The organism is Nocardia sp. NPDC041819, from assembly GCF_055590505.1.
In genome coordinates this window covers 1-17,960 of record NZ_JBVJAP010000001.1, presented here as the reverse complement: position 1 = coordinate 17,960, position 17,960 = coordinate 1, and the positions used below count along the sequence as shown (strand labels likewise).

Below are 17,960 nucleotides of genomic sequence, written 5' to 3'. Positions count from 1 at the left end.
GACGTTCTGTTTCCAAGGGGTTAAGCGGTCATTTCCCCTGCGTGGCGACCGGAATTTTGGGCAGTCCCAGCAGGACGGGAACCTTCCGTTCGCCCGAATCGTCGAACGAAATCGTCGGATCGGCTTCCTCGGGGGCGTTGACGAACGACACGAAGCGAGAAAGCTTCTCCTCGTCATCCAGCACCGCGGCCCACTCGTCGCGGTAGCCGGCGACGTGCTGGGCCATCGCCGCCTCCAGATCGTCGGCGATGCCGAGGCTGTCCTCGCAGATCACCTGCTTGAGGTAATCCATGCCGCCTTCCAGCGCCTCCTGCCAAGGAGCGGTGCGCTGCAAACGATCAGCGGTGCGGATGTAGAACATCAGGTACCGGTCGATGTACTTGATCAGCGTCTCGTCGTCGAGTTCACCGGCCAGCAGCACCGCGTGCTTCGGGGTGAGGCCGCCGTTGCCGCCGACGTAGAGGTTCCAGCCGTTCTCGGTGGCGATCACGCCGACGTCCTTGCCGCGCGCCTCGGCGCATTCACGGGCGCAGCCGGAGACCGCCAGCTTCAGCTTGTGCGGCGACCGCAGGCCGCGGTAGCGCTTCTCCAGCAGCACGGCCATGCCGACCGAGTCCTGCTGGCCGTAGCGGCACCAAGTGGAGCCGACGCAGCTCTTCACGGTGCGCAGCGACTTGCCGTAGGCGTGACCGGATTCCATGCCCGCGTCGACCAGTCGCTTCCAGATCAGCGGCAACTGCTCGACGCGCGCGCCGAACAGGTCGATGCGCTGGCCGCCGGTGACCTTCACGTAAAGGCCGAATTCCTTGGCCACCTCGCCGATGGTGATCAGCTGCTCGGCGGTGACCTCGCCGCCGGGCATCCGCGGCACCACCGAGTAGGTGCCGTTCTTCTGGAGGTTGGCCAGGAAGTGGTCGTTGGTGTCCTGCAGCGCGGCCTGCTCGCCGTCGAGGATGTGGTCGCTCGAGGTGGAGGCGAGGATGGACGCCACGGTCGGCTTGCAGATGTCGCAGCCCGCGCCCTTGCCGTACTTGGTGATCAGGCCGGAGAAGGTGCGGATGCCGGTGACCTGGACGATCTGGAACAGCTCGGCGCGCGACTGCTCGAAGTGCTCACACAGCGCCTTGGACATCTCCACGCCGGACTGCTCGAGCAGCTTCTTGAGCATGGGAACGCAACCACCGCAGGAGGTTCCGGCGGTGGTGCAGCTCTTGATCGCCGGGACGTCGCAGGCGCCGTCGGCGATCGCCCCGCAGATCGCGCCCTTCGACACGTTGTTGCACGAGCAGATCTGCGCGTCGTCGGGCAGCGCGTCGGCGCCCAGTTCGGCTCCGGCGGGCGAGATCAGCGCGGCCGGTTCGGCGGGCAGCGGGCGGCCGACCAGCGGGCGCAGCGCCGAGTAGGCGGTGGCGTCGCCGACCAGGATGCCGCCGAGCAGGGTCTTCGCGTCGTCGGAGACGACCAGCTTGGCGTAGGTGCCCTTGGCTGCGTCGTGCAGCACGACCGACAGCGCGCCCTCGGTGACGCCGTGCGCGTCACCGAAGCTGGCCACGTCCACACCCAGCAGCTTGAGCTTGGTCGACATGTCCGCGCCCGGGAACTCGCCCGAGCCGCCCAAGAGGCGGTCGGCCACGATCTCGGCGGTGCTGTAGCCCGGCGCGACCAGGCCGTAGCACACGCCCTCGACGGCGGCGCATTCGCCGATGGCCCAGATGTTCGGGTCGGAGGTCTGCAAGCCGAGATCGGTGATGATGCCGCCGCGGGGGCCGACCTCGATTCCCGCGTCGCGGGCGATCTGGTCGCGCGGGCGGACACCGGCGGAGAACACCACGAGCCCGGCTTCGATCACCGTCTCGTCGGACAGGGTGACCTTCACTCCCTGGTCGGCCGCCTCGATCGAGGAGGTTCCCACGCCGGTGTGCACGTGCAGGCCGAGGTCGGTGACCAGGCGCTCCAGGATGGCGCCGCCGCCCTCGTCGACTTGGGCGGGCATCAGCCGGGTGTTGTACTCGACCACGTGCGGGGTGAGCCCGAGCAGGCGCAGCGCGTTCGCGGCCTCCAGGCCGAGCAGGCCGCCGCCGACCACCACGCCCACCGCGCCGGGACCGGCGGCTTCGGCGGCCGCGCGGATGCCGTCGAGGTCGTCGAGGGTGCGGTAGACGAAGCAGGCGGGGTCGTCGTGGCCGGGCACCGGCGGCACGAACGGGTAGGAACCGGTGGCCAGCACGAGCGCGTCGTAGGCGAGGATGTCGCCCGACGAGGTGGTCACCTTGCGGGCCGCCCGGTCGATGGACTCGGCGCTCTGGCCCAGGCGCAGCTCGACCAGCTCGTCACCGGCGTACTCGTTGCCGGGCAGCGCGAGCGCGCTCGCGTCCCAGGCGCCGACGTAGGAGGAGAGGCCGACGCGGTCGTAGGCGGGCAGCTTCTCCTCGCTGAGGATGATCACCTGCCAGCGGCCTTCGGTGTCGCGCGAGCGCAGCGCCTCGACGAACCGGTGCCCGACCATTCCGTGGCCGACGACCACCGCGGTCTTACGAGCGACTGTGGGGTTCATCTGTGTGTCCTCCTGGACTGGATCGGGTGTCAAGCGCGGGCCGACGAGCCGGCGGACGGGGTCTGGGACGGGGACTGGCCTGCTTCGGCTTCGAGGACGAAGGTCTCCGCCTCGGCCACGACATCGGAGTCGGCGGGCAGGCCCCGCAGGCTGGGACGGCGCAGGAACACCGCCCAGACCACCAGGGCGCACAGCACGTAGAAGGCCATGAACACCCAGAACGCGGTGGTGGCCGACTTGGTGGACGCGTAGGAGGAGCGCAGCACCAGGTTGATGCCCACGCCGCCGAGGGCGCCGATGGCACCGACGAAACCGATCAGCGCGCCGGAGGTGTTCTGCGACCAGGCCGACCGTTCGGCGGGCGTGGCGTCCAGGCTCCTCGACTTGGCCTCGAACACCGAGGGGATGATCTTGGTGACCGACCCGTTGCCGATGCCGGAGAGCACGAACAGGGCGATGAAGCCGATCACGAGCGCGGTCATCACGGCCCCGCCTGCCACGCCGTTGTTGCTGTCGGCCATCGTGCTGGCCACGGTGACCACCACGGCCGCCGCCATCATGGCGCCGAAGACGTAGAGGGTGACGCGGCTGCCGCCGATGCGGTCGGCCCACTTGCCGCCGTAGGGCCGGGCCAGCGAGCCGAGCAGCGGACCGATGAAGGCGATCTGCGCGGCGTGCAGTGTGGCCTGCGCGACGCTGTCGCCGCCTGCCCGGAAGCTGATCTGCAGGATCTGGCCGAAGGCGAAGCTGTAGCCGATGAACGAGCCGAAGGTGCCGATGTAGAGGAACGCGATCGCCCAGGACTGCGGCACCTTCAGGGCCGTGAGCATGTAGGACAGATCGGCCTTCTGGTTGGGCAGGTTGTCCATGAACAGCGCCGCGCCCAGTCCGGCGATCGCGATGAAGACCAGGTAGACCGCGCAGATCAGCGAGGCGTACCCGTTGCCGATGGTCGCGATGACCAGCAGGCCGATCAGCTGGATCACCGGAACGCCGATGTTGCCGCCGCCCGCGTTCAGGCCGAGCGCCCAGCCCTTGAGCCGCTGGGGGTAGAACGCGTTGATGTTGGTCATCGAGGAGGCGAAGTTGCCGCCGCCGAAGCCCGCGAAGCCCGCGACCACCAGGAAGGTGGTGTACGAGGTGCCGGGCTGGTTGATGAAGTACAGCGCCAGCAGCGTCGGGATCAGCAGCATCACCGCGCTGAACACCGTCCAGTTGCGCCCGCCGAAGCGCGCGGTCGCCACGGTGTAGGGAATCCGCAGGAACGCGCCCACCAGCGTCGGCATGGCGACCAGGAAGAACTTGCCCGCCGGGTCGATGCCGAACTTGTCGGTCGGCATGAACAGCACCATCACCGACCAGATCGACCACACCGAGAACCCGACGTGCTCGGCGAAGACCGACCAGATCAAGTTGCGCCGGGCGACGTCCTTGCCGCCCGCTTCCCAGGCGGCGACATCCTCCGCATCCCAGTGCTCGATGCGCGGCCTGCGGATCTTCGTCCGTCCCAGCGCTTCCAGACGGTTACGCGTCAGCGTGCTCAACGGGGCCTCCCAATGTCGGTTGGCTCCACGGTAGGAAAGGGGTATTGCCGAAATGCTGCGCGAAATGACCGTCAAATCAACGGTTGCTCACGATTACCGTCGATCGGGGGTGAGTTTCGCGGGAATGTTTCAGGCATGTGACACAACGGTTTCCATGCGTCACAAAAGAACAGAATTCGAATTCCGGGGGCGGTGAGGTGTGATGCGCGCTACGTCGCACAATTCGGATGCGCACATCCTCACCCTGTTCGCACAGTCGCGCAACCGGAGCTGTGAGATTCGGCGCCGACGGCGCCGCGCCTCAATTCCAGGTGTCTTCGAGCAGCCGTGGCTTGCACGCGTGCCAGGCGCCCGCCAGCAGCACCAGCACCGCCACGCCGAGCAGCGCGAACGGAACCAGCCACCCACCCGTCGCGGTGTGCAGCACGCCGAACAGCAGCGGGCCCACGCAGGCCACGGCGTACCCGACGCCCTGGGTGAAGCCGGACAGCGCGGCCGACCCGGCAGGGGTGCGGGTGCGCAGGTTGATCAGCGTCAGCGCCATCGGGAAGGTGCTCGGGCCGAGACCGAGCACGACGACCCAGAGAATCGGCGCGGCCATCGGCGCGATGAGCAGTCCGGTGAACGCGATGAAGAACAGCACCGCGCAGCCAACCACCACCGGGAACGGATTGCGGAACCGGGCGACCACGGTCGGTGCGGTGAGCGCGGCCACCAGGCCGACCACGGCGAACAGACCGACCATGGCCCCGCCGTACGCGGCGCTCGCGCCCGCCTCGCTCAGGATCTTCGGCAACCAGGTGAACATCGCGTAGGTGGTGAGCGAGGTCATGCCGAACATGCCCGCCATTCCCCAGGCGATGGGCGAGCGCCACACGCGCCCGGTGGGCGGCTGCTCCGGCACGGCCGTCCGGTCCGCGCCGTCGTGTCCGCGCCTGCCGCGCAGCACCGCCAGCCACGGCACCGCCGCGGCGAAGCCCAGAACACCCCACACCCCGAGCGACACGCGCCAGCCGTGCGCGTCCGCGACCGGGACCGCGGTGAAGGCGGGCACGACCGTGCCGAGTTGCACCATCACGATGTACAGCGAGCTGATCACGGCGAGTCGATCCGGGAAGTACCGCTTCACCAGCGGCGGGATCACCACGTTGCCGATGCCCATGCCCGCGAGGGCGAGGGCCGAGAAGACGAGCAGTTCGGCGGTGCCCGACATCAGCACCCGCAGCACCATGCCCGCGCCCGCCATCAGCATGGCCGTCAGCGCGGTGCGCTCCAGCCCGAGGCGGACCGCCAGGACCGGGGTGAGCAGCCCGGACAGCGCGAACATGGCGGTGGGGATCATGCCGAAGACGCCGACAACCGCGGCCCCGTAACCGATCTCGGCACCGATCCGCTCGGCCAGCGGGCTGTACGCGGTGACGGCGACCCGCAGCGTGAGCGCCGACATCACGATGGCGGTGAGCACCAGCAGGCGGCCCTCGGTCAGCGCACGTCGACGGCGCTCGACCAGGACGGATTCCTGGCGAGCCTCGGTTCCGGGAAGGGTCACAGTCACCGAGAAATCATAGGATGACCGGATGATGACCGGCAACGATTTGTGATGGGCGGTACTCTGTCGAGGTGCAACCCGTCCGGCGCACCAGCCTCATCGCCCAGGTGACCGATCAGCTGCGTGCCGAAATTCGTTCCGGCCGTTGGCCGATCGGCTCCCGCATCCCGACCGAGCCGGAGCTCACCGAGCTCACCGGCACCGGCCGCAACACGGTGCGCGAGGCCGTCCAGGCCCTCGTGCACGCCGGCATGCTGGAGCGTCGCCAAGGTTCCGGCACCTACGTGATCGCGGCGTCGGACCTCGGCGGAACCCTGGGCAAGTATTTCGCCGACGCCGAGGAACGCGACGTCCTGGAACTGCGCCTCGCGCTGGACGTCACCGCCGCGGGCCTGGCCGCGCGCCGCCGCGACGACACCGATATCGCGAATCTGCTGCGCCTGCTGGCCGAACGCGACAAGAAGTGGGACGAGAACTCCGCCGCCGCGATCGAGGCGGACGTCCAGTTGCACCGCGCGATCGTCGTCGCGAGCCACAACGCGGTGTACCTCGAGTTCTACGATTCGCTGCTGCCCATCATCGAACAGGTCATCCGCGCACGGACATCGAAGTCCGACGACTCCTATCCCGAGGAGCACGCCGCCTTGGTGCACGCGGTGATCGACGGCGATCCCGAACGCGCCGCCTCCGAGACGCGGTGCTTCCTCAACTCGCTCATCGCGGAATATCCGGACGCGCGATAAACGGCGTAGGTAACCGAGTGGTCACCATTCGGGGCCGCGCGATGTGAGTCGGATTTGCCGGGAACGTCATCGAAGGCCACGGGGACGCAACACGCGGCTCCTACCTTTATCTCGACCGTAGCCAGGCACTCGACAGCCGCCGGCGGCACAGCCGCGATGAGGGCCGGTCGAGCCGAATCGAGAGGAAGCCGATGACCGTCGTAGCAGCCACCGGCCAGCAGTCGCACCCAACGACTTTCGAATACCAGAAACGTGGACGCTGGCTCGATCACTGGGATCCGGACAACGCGGAGTTCTGGGAATCCGGTGGCGCGAAAACCGCGCGCAAGAATTTGATGTTCTCCGTATTCGCCGAGAATCTCGGCTTCAGCATCTGGGTCATCTGGGGCACCGTCGTGACCAGCATGGGCGCCGCCGGATTCGACTTCCTCGCCGGTCTGGGCAAGGGCAACCCCATCGCGGTGAGCAACGCCCTGCTGCTCACCTCCACCCCCACCCTGGTCGGCGCCGCGCTGCGCATTCCGTACACCTTCGCCATCCCCCGGTTCGGCGGTCGGGCGTTCACCGTGTTCAGCGCGGGGATGCTGCTGATTCCGACGCTCGGCCTGGCCTGGTTCGTCAACCAGCCCGGCACGCCGATGTGGGTGTTCCTGCTGCTGGCGGCGCTCGCGGGCGTCGGCGGCGGCAACTTCTCCTCCTCGATGGCCAACATCAACTTCTTCTTCCCCGAGGGCAAGAAGGGTGCGGCGCTGGGCATCAACGCCGCGGGCGGCAACCTGGGCGTCGCCCAGACGCAGCTGGTGCTGCCGCTGCTGATCACCTTCGGCACGCACCTCATGGCCAAGGACCCGGGCGGCTACCGCTTCGGCATCACGCTGTCGGTGCTGGTCTGGGTGCCGTTCATCCTGGCCGCCGCGTTCGGCGCGCTGCGCTACATGGACAGCATCAGCACCGCCAAGTCCGACGGCAAGTCCTACCGGCTCGCGCTCACCAACCGGCACACCTGGGTGATGGCGATCCTCTACATCGGCACCTTCGGCTCGTTCATCGGCTTCTCCTTCGCCTTCCCGACGCTGATCAAGGCCAACTTCCCGGACCTGGCCAAGATCGGCTGGATCACCACGCTCGGTAACCTCGCGTTCCTCGGCGCGCTGGTCGGGTCGTTCAGCAGGCCGTTCGGCGGCTGGGTGTCCGACAAGGTCGGCGGCGCGAAGATCACCTTCTACGTCTTCGGCGGCATGGCGATCGCGGTCGCGCTGATCATGGTGGGGCTGGAACTGAAGAGCTTCCCGCTCTACCTGCTGGCGTTCCTGCTGCTGTTCGTGCTCACCGGCATCGGCAACGGCTCGACCTACCGGATGATCCCGACCATCTTCAGCGCCGAGTCCAAGAAGTACGCCTCCGAGCACGGCCTCGACGCGGCCGAGGCCGCCGCTTCGGCCAAACGCCAGGCGGGCGCGGCGATCGGCGTCATCGGCGCGGTCGGCGCCTCCGGCGGCTGGCTGTTGCAGCAGGCCCTGCGGCTGTCCAACACCCACCTGCACAGCATGGCTCCCGCGTTCTGGGCCTACGCCGGGGCCTTCCTGGTGATGGCCACCGTCACCTGGTGGTTCTACCTGCGGTCCTCGTTCGCCATCCAGCGCGTTCCCTCGCTGGCCTACGCGAACGTCTGACCGCCCCAGCCGGTCCCGCGGCTCGGACACCGCGGGACACGGGCGTCACCACCGCCGTCCCCCTCCGGCGGAGCCGCCCAACCGAACGTCCGCTCATCGCCCGGGTGAAGCCCGGGTCCGCAACGGGTTCCGGCTTGCACCGGGACGATGGGCGGGCGTTCGGCTTTGGCGTTCCGAGAGAATGTGCCTGATCGGCGCTTTGCTCGCTCCAGCCCGCGGCGCTGATGCGTGCCGGTATCGCGAGGTGTGCGCCGGGGGCGCGCGGGTCAGTTCTTGTTCAGCTCCTCGGCAAGCATCACGATGATGCCACTGGGGCCGCGGACATAGGTGAGCTTGTAGACGTCCCTGTAGGTCGCCACGCCGCGCAGAGGGTGGCAGCCGTGCCTCGCCGCGATCTCGAGGGCCTCGTCGATGTCGTCCACCGAGAACGCGACGCGGTGCATCCCGATCTCGTTGGGCAGGGTCGGGCTCGTCTCGATCGCGGTGGGGTGGATGTACTCGAAGAGCTCGAGCCGACCGTTGCCGTCCGGGGTCTGGAGCATAGCGATCTTGGCGTGATTGCCGTCGAGGCCGACGGCGGTGTCGGTCCACTCGCCGCTGACCGTGTCCCGGCCGATGACGGTCAGACCGAGGTCGGTGAAAAAGGCGATCGTCGCTTCGAGGTCGCGGACCGCGATGGCGACGTTCTCCAACTTGATGGGCATGACTTCTACTCCTTATGTTTCGCGCTGTGGAACGGAGCTGTCGCGCCGATCTCGACAGGTAGGCACGTGCGCTCCGGAGGTCTCATTGTCGTTGGGCGTGGGCCTGGCGGTGCGTGCCCATGCGGACGGGTTCGGCCGTCTACTCCTGGGACGGAGCCGCCGTGGCGTTCTCTACATGTCGGCCGCACGGCTTCTGCTGAGTCGGGGGCGGTGGCGTGTATCGCGCGTGTCGTGACCTGCCGGAGGCAGGGCTGCGGCGGCGCACTCCCACCGCTTCGCCTCAGGCCCAGGGAGCGGCGGCACGCCCTGAGCCGGCCTGCGGTGACGCGCGGCGGTTAGGGGCGAACGTGGTGGCGGCACTGCCGACGGCGGCGAAACGCCTCGCCGCTCGCGAGGTCAGTACGGTAAGTGCACCCCGTCGCGCACGTCCTTGACGGTTCTGCCGATCATCTGTTGCAGGGTGGCGGCGATGCGTTCGGAAGTGGTGGGTTTGATCGTCACCAGGTCGTCGCCGAAAGTGACGTACCTGCCGTCCTTCTCGACATCGTTGAGCTGGAAATCCTTGCGCCCGTCGACGTGCCGATTGTCCACGCTTCCCATCGCGTAGACGCCCACGTGACCGATCAAGGTCATCGCCCGGGTGAAGAACCGCTCGAACTCCTCCCGCGGCGTCGGCCGCCACGCGTCGCGCACCGGCGGACGCGGCCGCGCCAATTCCTCCGCGGAAGCCTGCAACTGCTTACCCTGCCCCGGCCCACAGGCGGGGAACACGTCGACCACGGCCCGCGCCACCGCACCGGCGGACAGCAACGTCAACACCACATCGCCGCCGTGCTCGACGTCCGGCCCCGGTTCCTGCACCGCGATCGCGCCGTGCTCGTAGTGCACTCCCGCATGCGCCCGCAGCTTGCGGTCCCTGCGCTTGCCGGCGAATCCGGCCACTTCCACCCGGGCCTCCGGCGCCAGCAGCACTTCGACCGCACGCAGCAGATCATCATCTATGCGCGGGCGCAGCGACTGCGCAGCCGCCTGCCGCAACCGCAAGCTCTCCGACCGGAATTCCGTCGTGTACTGGTGCTGCAAGGGATACGGCAGCACGTCCCGGCCGGTGGACTCCCACAGCGTCCGGAATTCGAGCGCGGTGAACCGCCAGCTCTGCACCTCGGGCATCGATGACGTCCTTACCGTGGGTTGTCACCGATGACCGGCGGCACCGTCCTGGGCAGCTCATCGAGCCCCATGAGCTCATTGCCGTGTTCCTGAGTGATCAGGTAGTCCGGGATCCCCTTGGTGGATTCCTCGTCGGATTGGCCGCCGCGCGCACCGGGGGCCATGCCACCCATGCCGCCCGTACCGGCGCGGCCAGGCGAGGCATTGGTACGCGCGGCCGCCGCAACCGCGTTGGGGTTGGTCGGTGCGCCTTTGGACGGAACCGAGACACCAGGCGCACCCGGGTTGGTCGGACTTCCAGGGCTGCCCGGACTCCCCGGCGTGCTCGTGTGCGGGGTGCCAGGACTGTTCGGCGATGTGCTCGGCGTAGGCGTCGTCGAAGCAGGTGTGGTCGCCGGTGTGGTGGAAGCGGGTGTGGTCGAATCCTCCGTGGTGGACGCCGGGTCGGTACTGGTCGACTCCGGCGTTTCGGAGGTGGTGTCCGAGGGCTCGGTGCTCGACGGAGTCGACGGATCGTCGGTGGAGTTCGTATCGGCAGGATTCGAACTGGGCGACGATGTCCCCGAGGGGCTCCCGCTGCCACTGTTCGTGCTCCGTGGATTGCTACCGTCGCCGTTGCCGTTCGGGTTCGCAGCCGACACCGGACGGGGAATCACTGGGACGTTGGTATCGGACTCCATGACGACCGGGGAGTACACGGTGCGAAGCACCCGCAACGCCTCTGTTTTCGCGTTGTGCTCGGCGACGTCGTCATTGCGCCAATCTCGCCCGACCACGAATCCACGCAGATTGTCCCATCCGCTGCGATGTTCCGGCGCGTGCGGAACCAGTTGCTTGGTCGGCTCCAGTCCGGTCAGCAATTCCGACAGCTTGTTTCCGGTCAGCCGGGCCGCGTTCGACACCTGCGCACCTTGGGCGGCATAGTCACTGACCGCACTGGCCGCGGCATTGCGCGCCCCACCACGCCACACACTGTCATCGGTGGCCCGCTCCATCGCCGTCTTGAAGGTTTCCAGCGAGGTCTGGTGCCGATCCGCGATCGTGTTCCACGCGGCGATCAGATCGTTCACCGCGTTCAGATCGATGTGATCGACCTTCTGACGCAGCGTGGCGACATCGTGGCGCTCGAACTCGTCCGCATCCAGAACCTCCCTCGGCCGGAATGCGCCCTCGAACCCGACACCGGCAGCTCGGCCGCGCACGCCGTCCCGCTGCTGGTTGTACCTACCCTGCACCTCGGCCGCATCGACCTTCGGCTGCAACTCCTCACCCGCGATCCAATCGCTGAGACTGCGCCACATAGCCGAGCCCAGCCCTTGATCGACCTGAAATTGCGGCATACCACCGTACGGATTACCCATCAGCGCACCTGCTCAGTGGTACCCGCGATCTGCGCCGCGTTCTCGACGTCCTGCCCGGTGATCCGCTTGAACGAGATCGCCATGACTTCTCGCATGTTCTGCACCGTCTCGATATGCTCTCGAATGACCTGATCGATTGAATTAGACTCCCCCGTGGCCTGTTTCAAGAATTTCTTGGTCAAGGCAGCAGCCATAGTGAAATCACCGAAACCGGAGATGTTCTGAACGCCTTGCGTCGAGGAGAGAATTCTGTTCAACTCAGCGAGACGCTCATCGCACGCCTTGGCGCATAGGTATGCGGCGTTCTCATCATCGAGATACAGCTCCCCCGCACGGGCCTGACCGGCCAAGTTCTTCCAAGTCGCCGCGTTGGCCTCGCTCATCGGAAATCCCTCCCCAGTTATTGCGGCAATACCGGCACGATAGCATCGCCCACCCTATATAGGGTTGCACAAGGCTCCTCGAGGTTGCTGATCGAGGCCTTGTTGGAGACGCGCAACTGAATCACGCCCTGCCGCACTGGAAACAGTGCGTCACAGAGCAGGTCTTTCGATGCGCCCTCGACCTTGAATTGCCGTCCTGCACGACCGGCGACTGTCACGTCCCGGAAGTCGACGTTACCAGGCTTCTTCTCGAACTCCGAAACTGAGCGGGCAGTGGTAAACACTGAGACGAAGTATCGGGAACCTTCCCAATTGCAGATCTCCCAGCCGGACTGAGGCACCCCGGCGATACCGGGCTCCTCGGTCGCCGGATCGACACCAGCCGCCCGCAAAGCCTCATCAGGAATCCCCGTGCACGGGTTGAACAGAGCCTGGGCCGCTGTCGTACTGGAACCCACCGTCGGCGATCCGCTCGTGGTGTCCTCACAGCCGACAACCCCGGTCGCCAGCGCACCGATAAGCAGTGCCAACGTGATTCGACGACTCATCCCCACCCTCTCGACCCGCGACGACTCAGGTTCGGCAACATTAGCAGACAACCACATGGTGTTCCCCTGCCTGCGCTGGTCCTGCGGGTGTCCGGAGCGCGCCGGATGCGACGCGGCCTGTGGCTCGGGCACCGCGCGCTGACTGAAGGGCTCTCCGCGTTCGGGGGTAGCGGGTTTGGTTCCGGATCTAGGGTGGCAGTGCAGTAACGAGCTGAACGAAAGCTAGGACATACGACTGAGTTCGACTGATTTTCGAAGGAGCTAATCGATGAAGTTTGGCAAGATCGCAGCCGGGTTCGCGCTGGCCGCTGCCGCAGTCTCTGTCGCTCCAGCCGTTGCCTCCGCTGATGATCCGGAGTTTCCGCGCAACGGTGTTATCCCGCCGGGGACCTACCACATCGGGAGAGGCCCCTCCAATGTGATCGGGTCACCGATCGAGAACTGCGACCTGCAAGTCTTTGTCGATGGCAGGACAGTGGCGCTGGTCTGCGGCGGCTCGAGCCGGGGCGGGCATCAGACGCCGGTCGGCCCGGACGAGACCTATGTTTCGTTCGACTTCGTGCCGCTCGGCCTCGACCTGCATGACATCGACCCCCGCCAAGGGCTCTGGAGCGGAACGGTGAATATCGCCGGGACTCCGATTATCGCTCCCTACCCACTGGCGGCAGTCTGGCTCAGCCGCCGCTGAACTGGATAGACCGGTAGTGCGCGACTTCGGTCGCGCCCAGGGGATACGGCCTGGACATCAGCTGGGAAGCCGACGTCCGGGCCGTCTATCGGCTACCGCCAGATTCACAGATCCGAATGTAGGCCCAACCCGCTCCCCTTGACGCGGGCGATGAAGGCGTCCCATTGACCCGGCACGAAGATCAACACCGAGCCGGTCGGATTCTTCGAATCACGGACGCCAACCCGGCCTGCGCCGATCCAAGCAATCTCCACACATGCTTCACCACCATCGCTATGGCTCGACTTAAACCATCGTGCGCTCGATAGCTCACTAGTCACCGATCGTATCTCCTTGCCATGGTTCTCAGCAGGTCTCTCGAAGGCTGCTCTTGCAGAGCAGCGCCACGAAGGTCGTCGAAGATCGTCTGAAATCTCGTTACATCGTCGCGCTGCTCGAATATCATCGTTCCTACAGCTCCTTCGGTGTAGACAACCGACGGCTCATGAAGGAAGTCCAGGATTATGTAGGGCGGTATAGCCGCTCCTGAAGGCAACCCTGCGGCGAAGGGCACGATTCGGATCGATATGTTGTCTCTCACACTCAAATCGGCAATATGTCGGTGCTGGCCAGCCATGGTCCGATCGGAGCCGACCACAGTATGTAACACCGCCTCATGCAGCAAGAACTCCGCTCGTGTCGGCATATGGCGGCGCGTCAGTATTGCGGCTCGTCTCATTCGCAGAGCTACACGTCTCTCCACTTCCTCCAAGGTGACCCTCAGTGGATGCGATTCCACATTTCTCGCATAATCGGCGGTCTGCAACAGGCCGGGAACGATAAGCGACTGGAAAAAGTGGAGTTCAGCCGCCGCTACCTCGAGATGGAGATAAGTATTGAACCCCGGCCGGATCAGACTGCGATAGTCTTGCCACCAAACCTTTGTGTTGGCTTGATCCACAAGCGATTTCAGGTACTCGATCCGCTCGTCCGGCATCCCGTAGTACTGGCAGATGTACTCGATGTCCCGAACTTTGATCTTCTCGTTCTGCCCTAGTTCCAGCCGTCCGAGCGAGGATCGGCTGATCTCCAGGACTTCGGCTACCTGCTCGAGGGTGTAACCGCCGGCCTGACGCGCGTCGCGCAGTGCGCGGCCCAACTGGCGACGCGGCAGCGTCGTCCGGCCGATGTCCGACTTGGTACCGACCATTTCCGTTGCGTCCTCCCCTGCTATCCCACGGTGTGACCTGCTTTTTCCCACGGCGGGAATCGATGTCCGCCCACTCGGGAAGCGCTCAGCGCGTACGCGCCGATTGCTGGGCACCGGCCGATTCGAGCTCCCCGTCGCGAGCACGTTCGCAGCATATGCACATGGCCGATCAACACGGAACAGAACTCGATTTCGTCACGAATTCCCGCGCGTCGGAGCGGATTACGGACGATCAACAGCCGACGGGGCATGGCATCGGGACCCACCGGCACCGGCGTCGCGAGGTAGTGGATGGACTACTCGTTCCGCCCGGAGTCTGCGCGCGCGCCGACGTGCGGCTGGCGCACGAGCAGATGCGGGCGCACCTGACTTGCCGGATCGAGCGATGTGCGTGGAAGGCGGCTGCGTACCGCACTCTGGTGATAGCGGGACGGCTGACACCGCAGGCGGTGAGCCACCGGGAACGTGCCGCCGCACGAGGAATCAAATTCCCGTCACATGACGAAAGCGGCAACATCGACCGCGCCCTCGACGTGCAGACGATCCAAGCGGTGCTGGAGCGATTGTCGGCCTTGGCGGCCCCACCCGATGCTCTGCGGGGGTGAGCCGGTTGCATCGCACCACGACCGGAGCCGTGCAGGCTTCCTGGCGGGTGGTGGGAAGTCGGATCGAGATCGTGTTCTTCCGCGACGAGTCCGACCCCACACCGGCCTACCGGCTGCGCGACAACGGCGACACCGTGCCGATTCCCTTGGGGCAGAGCGGTCTCGTCGCCTTCGACGAGCGCGCACTGCCAGATCTGGCGCAGGTCCGCGAATGGTTCCCGCGCCACTTCCGGCTGTGGGACGCGGTCCGCGCCGAGTTCTGGGATGTTCTGCTGCCCGCGCACGGGGCGCGCACCGCAGACCTTCCTGTCCCGCCCCGAGCGGATGAGTTGGCCTGATCCACTACTTCACACAGGTAACCGAGAGCCGAATGTCCAAGCGACGAAATCGACCGCGACCCGCGACCCCCAAGCCGACGAATTCCACCATCCGATATCCACCGAGGACCACGATCGACTCGATACTCACGACGATGATGGCCGAACGCAGCGCGGATTCCGCCGGCTCCGACACCGTGCACTTCTGGGGATTCGCCCACGCGGAGACCTCCACGGCGCAGGACGCGGCCCACACCGCGATCGTGCTCGATCCCGACGCCGACCGCTCCCCCATCCTGGATTCGGCCGAATGGCTGATCCGGCGATTCACGCGCCGCGTGTGGGGCTTCGGCCTGGCCTACCTGACCGTGGGCGAGATATTCCCCGGAGCCGACGGCGTCCCGCCGGATGCGATACAGGCCGCGGAGGCGGGCCTGCTGAGCGAACGCGCCACCGCCGACCCCATGTGCGCGGCAACGATTTTCGATGCCCGCGCACGCGCCTACACGGCGCTGACCTACACGCACCTTCCCGAACTCGGACCGACGCCCACCTGGGTGAAGGACACCCGCGCGTCCACCGACGCCTGGGTCACCCTGTTCGATCAGCGCGCTGTCGCGGCACACGTCTGGGCGGCGGCCATAGCGCTGGATCCGCAGGCGAACCACGCCGCCATAACGCGCCTACGGTCACACTGAAGCACCGGCACTTCCGGTCTGAAAGCGGATCGGTAATTGTCTTGGCCCCGCCCGGGCGCGTTGTTTATGGTGTGGACGTGAATTCCCCGGAGGCGTCCAGACGATAGCCGCCCGGCATATGCGCTGGGCGGCGTTGTGAATGCAGAAACTGCTGGTCGTCGCACGACCGGCAGGTTTTTCGCGACGCCGGACGATGTTCGTTTCTCCGCGATCGGGCGACGGGTTCGCCCGATTCCGCGACCATCTCGGGCGCCGCGTCGGCTGCGCGGCGCCCCTATCCGGGGAGTTGTCCTTTTATGCCCATTGTGGTGTTCGTGCTGGCTGTCGCGGTGTTCGCGCAGGGCACGTCCGAATTCATGGTGTCGGGGTTGCTGGAGCGGATCGCCGACGATCTCGGGGTCTCACTCGGCACGGCCGGTCTGCTGACCTCGCTGTTCGCGGCGGGCATGGTGCTCGGCGCACCGGCGATGGCGGTGGCGGCGGGCCGGTTGCCGGTCCGGCATTCGGTAGCGGCGTTCTTGACGGTGTTCTGCGCGACTCATGTCGTCGGCGCGGTGACCAGCGAGTTCGCGGTGCTGCTGACGACCAGGGTCGTCGCGGCGGTCGCCAACGCGGGGTTCCTGGCCATCGTGCTGGCCGCTCTGCCGCGCTTGGTCGACCCCGCCATGGTGGGCCGCGCGACCTCGGTGGTGGTTTCCGGGGTGACCGTGGCCTGCATCGCGGGTGTACCGGCCGGAACTCTGCTGGGACAAGTGTGGGGGTGGCGTGCCGCGTTCTGGGCCGTCGCCGTTATCAGCGGTGCTGTGGTGATGCCGGTGTGGGCGATGGTGCCTCGCGCTGTGCGCGCCGGTGATCGGCGGACGCCCCAGGGACCCTCTTCGGTGCAGGAGTGGACGGTGCTGCGCACACGCCCGGTTCTCGTCGCGGTCCTGGTCGCGATACTGGTGAACGCCGCGACGTTCGCGGGGTTCACATTCCTCGGTTCGATCACCGCCGGGCTCGCCGAGCCGGGTTGCCGCTGGGTGCCGATCGTGCTGGCTTTGTTCGGCATCGGATCGTTCGTCGGTGTGACGTTCACCGGCCGCTACAGCGACCGTCATCGAGAACGAATCATCACGCTCGGTACGAGCGGGCTCGTCGGAGTGTGGTTGCTGGCCGCTTGGACCGCGCACACCCTGCCCGGGGTGGCGATCATGGCGACGGTGTCCGGGGCGATCGCGTTCGGGGTGGGATCGACGCTGATCGCGACGATCGTGCAGACCGCCGCGCCCACCGCGCCACGGATCGCGGGCGCGCTGGCCACCACCGCGTTCAATGTCGGCGCTGTCCTCGGCCCCGCCACCGCCGCCGTGGTCGTCGACCACACCGGTCAGCCCGCGAAGGCGTTGTGGTGCGGCGTCGCCTTCACGATCGCCGCGGCGGCTGTCGTCCTGCCCTCGCGAAGGCCGGTCACACCCCGAGTGGCGACCGCCGCGGCCCCGGCGGGAGACCCGATCGAGTGAAGCTGGCGAATTACCGCTAATAGACTTGACGAACCGCAGATCGAGATGTCACTATAAATCTGGGAAGACACGAGAAATCATGTGTCTATTTCTTGATGTCCTCGACATCGGCCAAGTTTGGGTGTAATTTAAGGCTTCGCGCCGGGTCGCGTGCTGTCCAACTCTCGAAATACGAAATGACTGTGGAAAGTGGCACTGTCGGCGTGCCACCTTCTACCCGTTGTTGTCGAGGCATGTTCGGGCACAGTCCAGCACGGTGCGCACAGGAGAACTATCGCCCACAGGACAAGCAGATACCGCGACGACCACGCGAACGCATGGGCGGCGCGCGGTGCTGGAAGGACGCATCTTGACAATCTCGAGTCAGGCCGACGTCGATGCAGGAATGCCCGTCGAGACCGGGGTCTCCGGGGCGCCGAAGCGGGTCTCGTTCGCCAAAATTCGTGAGCCCCTCGATGTTCCGGGGTTGCTGGATATCCAGCTCGATTCGTTCGATTGGTTGATCGGTGCGCCCGCCCGCCACGAACGGGCGGCGGCGCGCGGCGGCGCACGGGCGGGCGGATTGGCGGAGGTGCTCGAGGAGCTCTCCCCGATCGAGGATTTCGCCGGAACTATGTCGCTGACCCTGTCCGATCCCCGCTTCGAAGAGGTCAAGGCCTCGATCGATGAGTGCAAAGACAAGGACATGACGTATGCGGCTCCGCTGTTCGTGACGGCGGAGTTCATCAACAA

General features: G+C 66.5%; 17 protein-coding genes and 1 pseudogene. 8 read left to right on the top strand and 10 right to left on the bottom strand.

The window, feature by feature from the left end; translation table 11 throughout:
* Window positions 1-28: 28 nt before the first annotated feature.
* The 3 genes from nirB to ACZ6DL_RS00080 form a co-directional block, all read right to left on the bottom strand.
* Window positions 29-2,554: a nitrite reductase large subunit NirB gene (gene nirB, locus ACZ6DL_RS00090; RefSeq protein ID WP_466047873.1), complete on the bottom strand. Its 2,526-nt coding sequence runs from the start codon at window positions 2,552-2,554 to the stop codon at window positions 29-31.
* Between the two features lie 29 nt (window positions 2,555-2,583).
* The gene (locus tag ACZ6DL_RS00085; RefSeq protein ID WP_466049491.1) at window positions 2,584-4,089 is read right to left on the bottom strand and encodes a nitrate/nitrite transporter; all 1,506 of its coding nucleotides are present in this window, start codon (window positions 4,087-4,089) and stop codon (window positions 2,584-2,586) included.
* A gap of 310 nt (window positions 4,090-4,399) precedes the next feature.
* Window positions 4,400-5,653: an MFS transporter gene (locus ACZ6DL_RS00080; protein WP_466047871.1), complete on the bottom strand. Its 1,254-nt coding sequence runs from the start codon at window positions 5,651-5,653 to the stop codon at window positions 4,400-4,402.
* Window positions 5,654-5,718: 65 nt separating this feature from the next.
* Here ACZ6DL_RS00080 and ACZ6DL_RS00075 point away from each other — a divergent pair, with 65 nt between their 5' ends.
* Window positions 5,719-6,390: a FadR/GntR family transcriptional regulator gene (locus ACZ6DL_RS00075; protein WP_466047869.1), complete on the top strand. Its 672-nt coding sequence runs from the start codon at window positions 5,719-5,721 to the stop codon at window positions 6,388-6,390.
* A 191-nt stretch (window positions 6,391-6,581) separates the two neighbouring features.
* The gene (locus ACZ6DL_RS00070; protein ID WP_466047867.1) at window positions 6,582-8,063 is read left to right on the top strand and encodes an MFS transporter; all 1,482 of its coding nucleotides are present in this window, start codon (window positions 6,582-6,584) and stop codon (window positions 8,061-8,063) included.
* A 266-nt stretch (window positions 8,064-8,329) separates the two neighbouring features.
* Here ACZ6DL_RS00070 and ACZ6DL_RS00065 read toward each other — a convergent pair whose 3' ends face one another.
* The 5 genes from ACZ6DL_RS00065 to ACZ6DL_RS00045 form a co-directional block, all read right to left on the bottom strand.
* The gene (locus ACZ6DL_RS00065) at window positions 8,330-8,767 is read right to left on the bottom strand and encodes a VOC family protein (protein WP_466047865.1); all 438 of its coding nucleotides are present in this window, start codon (window positions 8,765-8,767) and stop codon (window positions 8,330-8,332) included.
* Window positions 8,768-9,163: 396 nt separating this feature from the next.
* Entirely contained in the window at window positions 9,164-9,937 is a 774-nt protein-coding gene (locus tag ACZ6DL_RS00060) for an ESX secretion-associated protein EspG (RefSeq protein WP_466047863.1), read from the bottom strand.
* Window positions 9,938-9,948: 11 nt separating this feature from the next.
* Window positions 9,949-11,298 (bottom strand): hypothetical protein, encoded by a 1,350-nt coding sequence (locus ACZ6DL_RS00055; protein ID WP_466047861.1) that lies wholly within the window; start codon window positions 11,296-11,298, stop codon window positions 9,949-9,951.
* Entirely contained in the window at window positions 11,298-11,681 is a 384-nt protein-coding gene (locus ACZ6DL_RS00050) for a hypothetical protein (protein ID WP_466047859.1), read from the bottom strand. Before ACZ6DL_RS00050 ends, ACZ6DL_RS00055 begins: the two co-directional genes overlap by 1 nt.
* 17 nt (window positions 11,682-11,698) lie before the next feature.
* Entirely contained in the window at window positions 11,699-12,361 is a 663-nt protein-coding gene (locus ACZ6DL_RS00045) for a DUF3558 domain-containing protein (RefSeq protein ID WP_466047858.1), read from the bottom strand.
* Window positions 12,362-12,497: 136 nt separating this feature from the next.
* Here ACZ6DL_RS00045 and ACZ6DL_RS00040 point away from each other — a divergent pair, with 136 nt between their 5' ends.
* Window positions 12,498-12,917 carry a hypothetical protein gene (locus tag ACZ6DL_RS00040; RefSeq protein WP_466047856.1) on the top strand — a complete coding sequence of 140 codons (420 nt, stop codon included), beginning with the start codon at window positions 12,498-12,500 and terminating at the stop codon, window positions 12,915-12,917.
* 104 nt (window positions 12,918-13,021) lie between these two features.
* Here the strand turns inward: ACZ6DL_RS00040 and ACZ6DL_RS00035 are convergent, their stop codons facing one another.
* Window positions 13,022-13,237 (bottom strand): DUF397 domain-containing protein, encoded by a 216-nt coding sequence (locus tag ACZ6DL_RS00035; protein WP_466047854.1) that lies wholly within the window; start codon window positions 13,235-13,237, stop codon window positions 13,022-13,024.
* Window positions 13,234-14,106, bottom strand: coding sequence for a helix-turn-helix domain-containing protein (locus ACZ6DL_RS00030; RefSeq protein ID WP_466047852.1), 873 nt, complete (start codon window positions 14,104-14,106; stop codon window positions 13,234-13,236). Before ACZ6DL_RS00030 ends, ACZ6DL_RS00035 begins: the two co-directional genes overlap by 4 nt.
* Window positions 14,107-14,267: 161 nt before the next feature.
* Between ACZ6DL_RS00030 and ACZ6DL_RS00025 the strand changes: the two genes are divergently transcribed.
* The 5 genes and pseudogenes from ACZ6DL_RS00025 to ACZ6DL_RS00005 all read left to right on the top strand — a co-directional run.
* Complete coding sequence (locus tag ACZ6DL_RS00025) at window positions 14,268-14,711, top strand: hypothetical protein (RefSeq protein ID WP_466047850.1); 444 nt, start codon at window positions 14,268-14,270, stop codon at window positions 14,709-14,711.
* On the top strand, window positions 14,708-15,049 hold the full coding sequence (locus ACZ6DL_RS00020; RefSeq protein WP_466047848.1) for a hypothetical protein: 342 nt from the start codon (window positions 14,708-14,710) through the stop codon (window positions 15,047-15,049). Before ACZ6DL_RS00025 ends, ACZ6DL_RS00020 begins: the two co-directional genes overlap by 4 nt.
* Before the next feature lie 134 nt (window positions 15,050-15,183).
* A complete protein-coding gene (locus ACZ6DL_RS00015; protein ID WP_466047846.1) occupies window positions 15,184-15,726 on the top strand; it encodes a hypothetical protein in 543 nt (180 codons plus the stop codon).
* Between the two features lie 296 nt (window positions 15,727-16,022).
* Window positions 16,023-17,228 carry a Cmx/CmrA family chloramphenicol efflux MFS transporter gene (locus tag ACZ6DL_RS00010; protein WP_466047844.1) on the top strand — a complete coding sequence of 402 codons (1,206 nt, stop codon included), beginning with the start codon at window positions 16,023-16,025 and terminating at the stop codon, window positions 17,226-17,228.
* Window positions 17,229-17,559: 331 nt separating this feature from the next.
* Window positions 17,560-17,960 (top strand): annotated as a pseudogene (locus tag ACZ6DL_RS00005) (DNA-directed RNA polymerase subunit beta); the annotation flags it as partial.

What these genes read in the sequence shown, in the direction of transcription:
- nirB (WP_466047873.1), bottom strand. Translation starts at nt 2,554, where the DNA reads ATGAACCCCACAGTCGCTCGTAAGACCGCGGTGGTCGTCGGCCACGGA.
- ACZ6DL_RS00070 (WP_466047867.1), top strand. Translation starts at nt 6,582, where the DNA reads ATGACCGTCGTAGCAGCCACCGGCCAGCAGTCGCACCCAACGACTTTC.
- ACZ6DL_RS00065 (WP_466047865.1), bottom strand. Translation starts at nt 8,767, where the DNA reads ATGCCCATCAAGTTGGAGAACGTCGCCATCGCGGTCCGCGACCTCGAA.
- ACZ6DL_RS00060 (WP_466047863.1), bottom strand. Translation starts at nt 9,937, where the DNA reads ATGCCCGAGGTGCAGAGCTGGCGGTTCACCGCGCTCGAATTCCGGACG.
- ACZ6DL_RS00055 (WP_466047861.1), bottom strand. Translation starts at nt 11,298, where the DNA reads ATGGGTAATCCGTACGGTGGTATGCCGCAATTTCAGGTCGATCAAGGG.
- ACZ6DL_RS00050 (WP_466047859.1), bottom strand. Translation starts at nt 11,681, where the DNA reads ATGAGCGAGGCCAACGCGGCGACTTGGAAGAACTTGGCCGGTCAGGCC.
- ACZ6DL_RS00040 (WP_466047856.1), top strand. Translation starts at nt 12,498, where the DNA reads ATGAAGTTTGGCAAGATCGCAGCCGGGTTCGCGCTGGCCGCTGCCGCA.
- ACZ6DL_RS00030 (WP_466047852.1), bottom strand. Translation starts at nt 14,106, where the DNA reads ATGGTCGGTACCAAGTCGGACATCGGCCGGACGACGCTGCCGCGTCGC.
- ACZ6DL_RS00025 (WP_466047850.1), top strand. Translation starts at nt 14,268, where the DNA reads ATGGCCGATCAACACGGAACAGAACTCGATTTCGTCACGAATTCCCGC.
- ACZ6DL_RS00015 (WP_466047846.1), top strand. Translation starts at nt 15,184, where the DNA reads ATGATGGCCGAACGCAGCGCGGATTCCGCCGGCTCCGACACCGTGCAC.
- ACZ6DL_RS00010 (WP_466047844.1), top strand. Translation starts at nt 16,023, where the DNA reads ATGCCCATTGTGGTGTTCGTGCTGGCTGTCGCGGTGTTCGCGCAGGGC.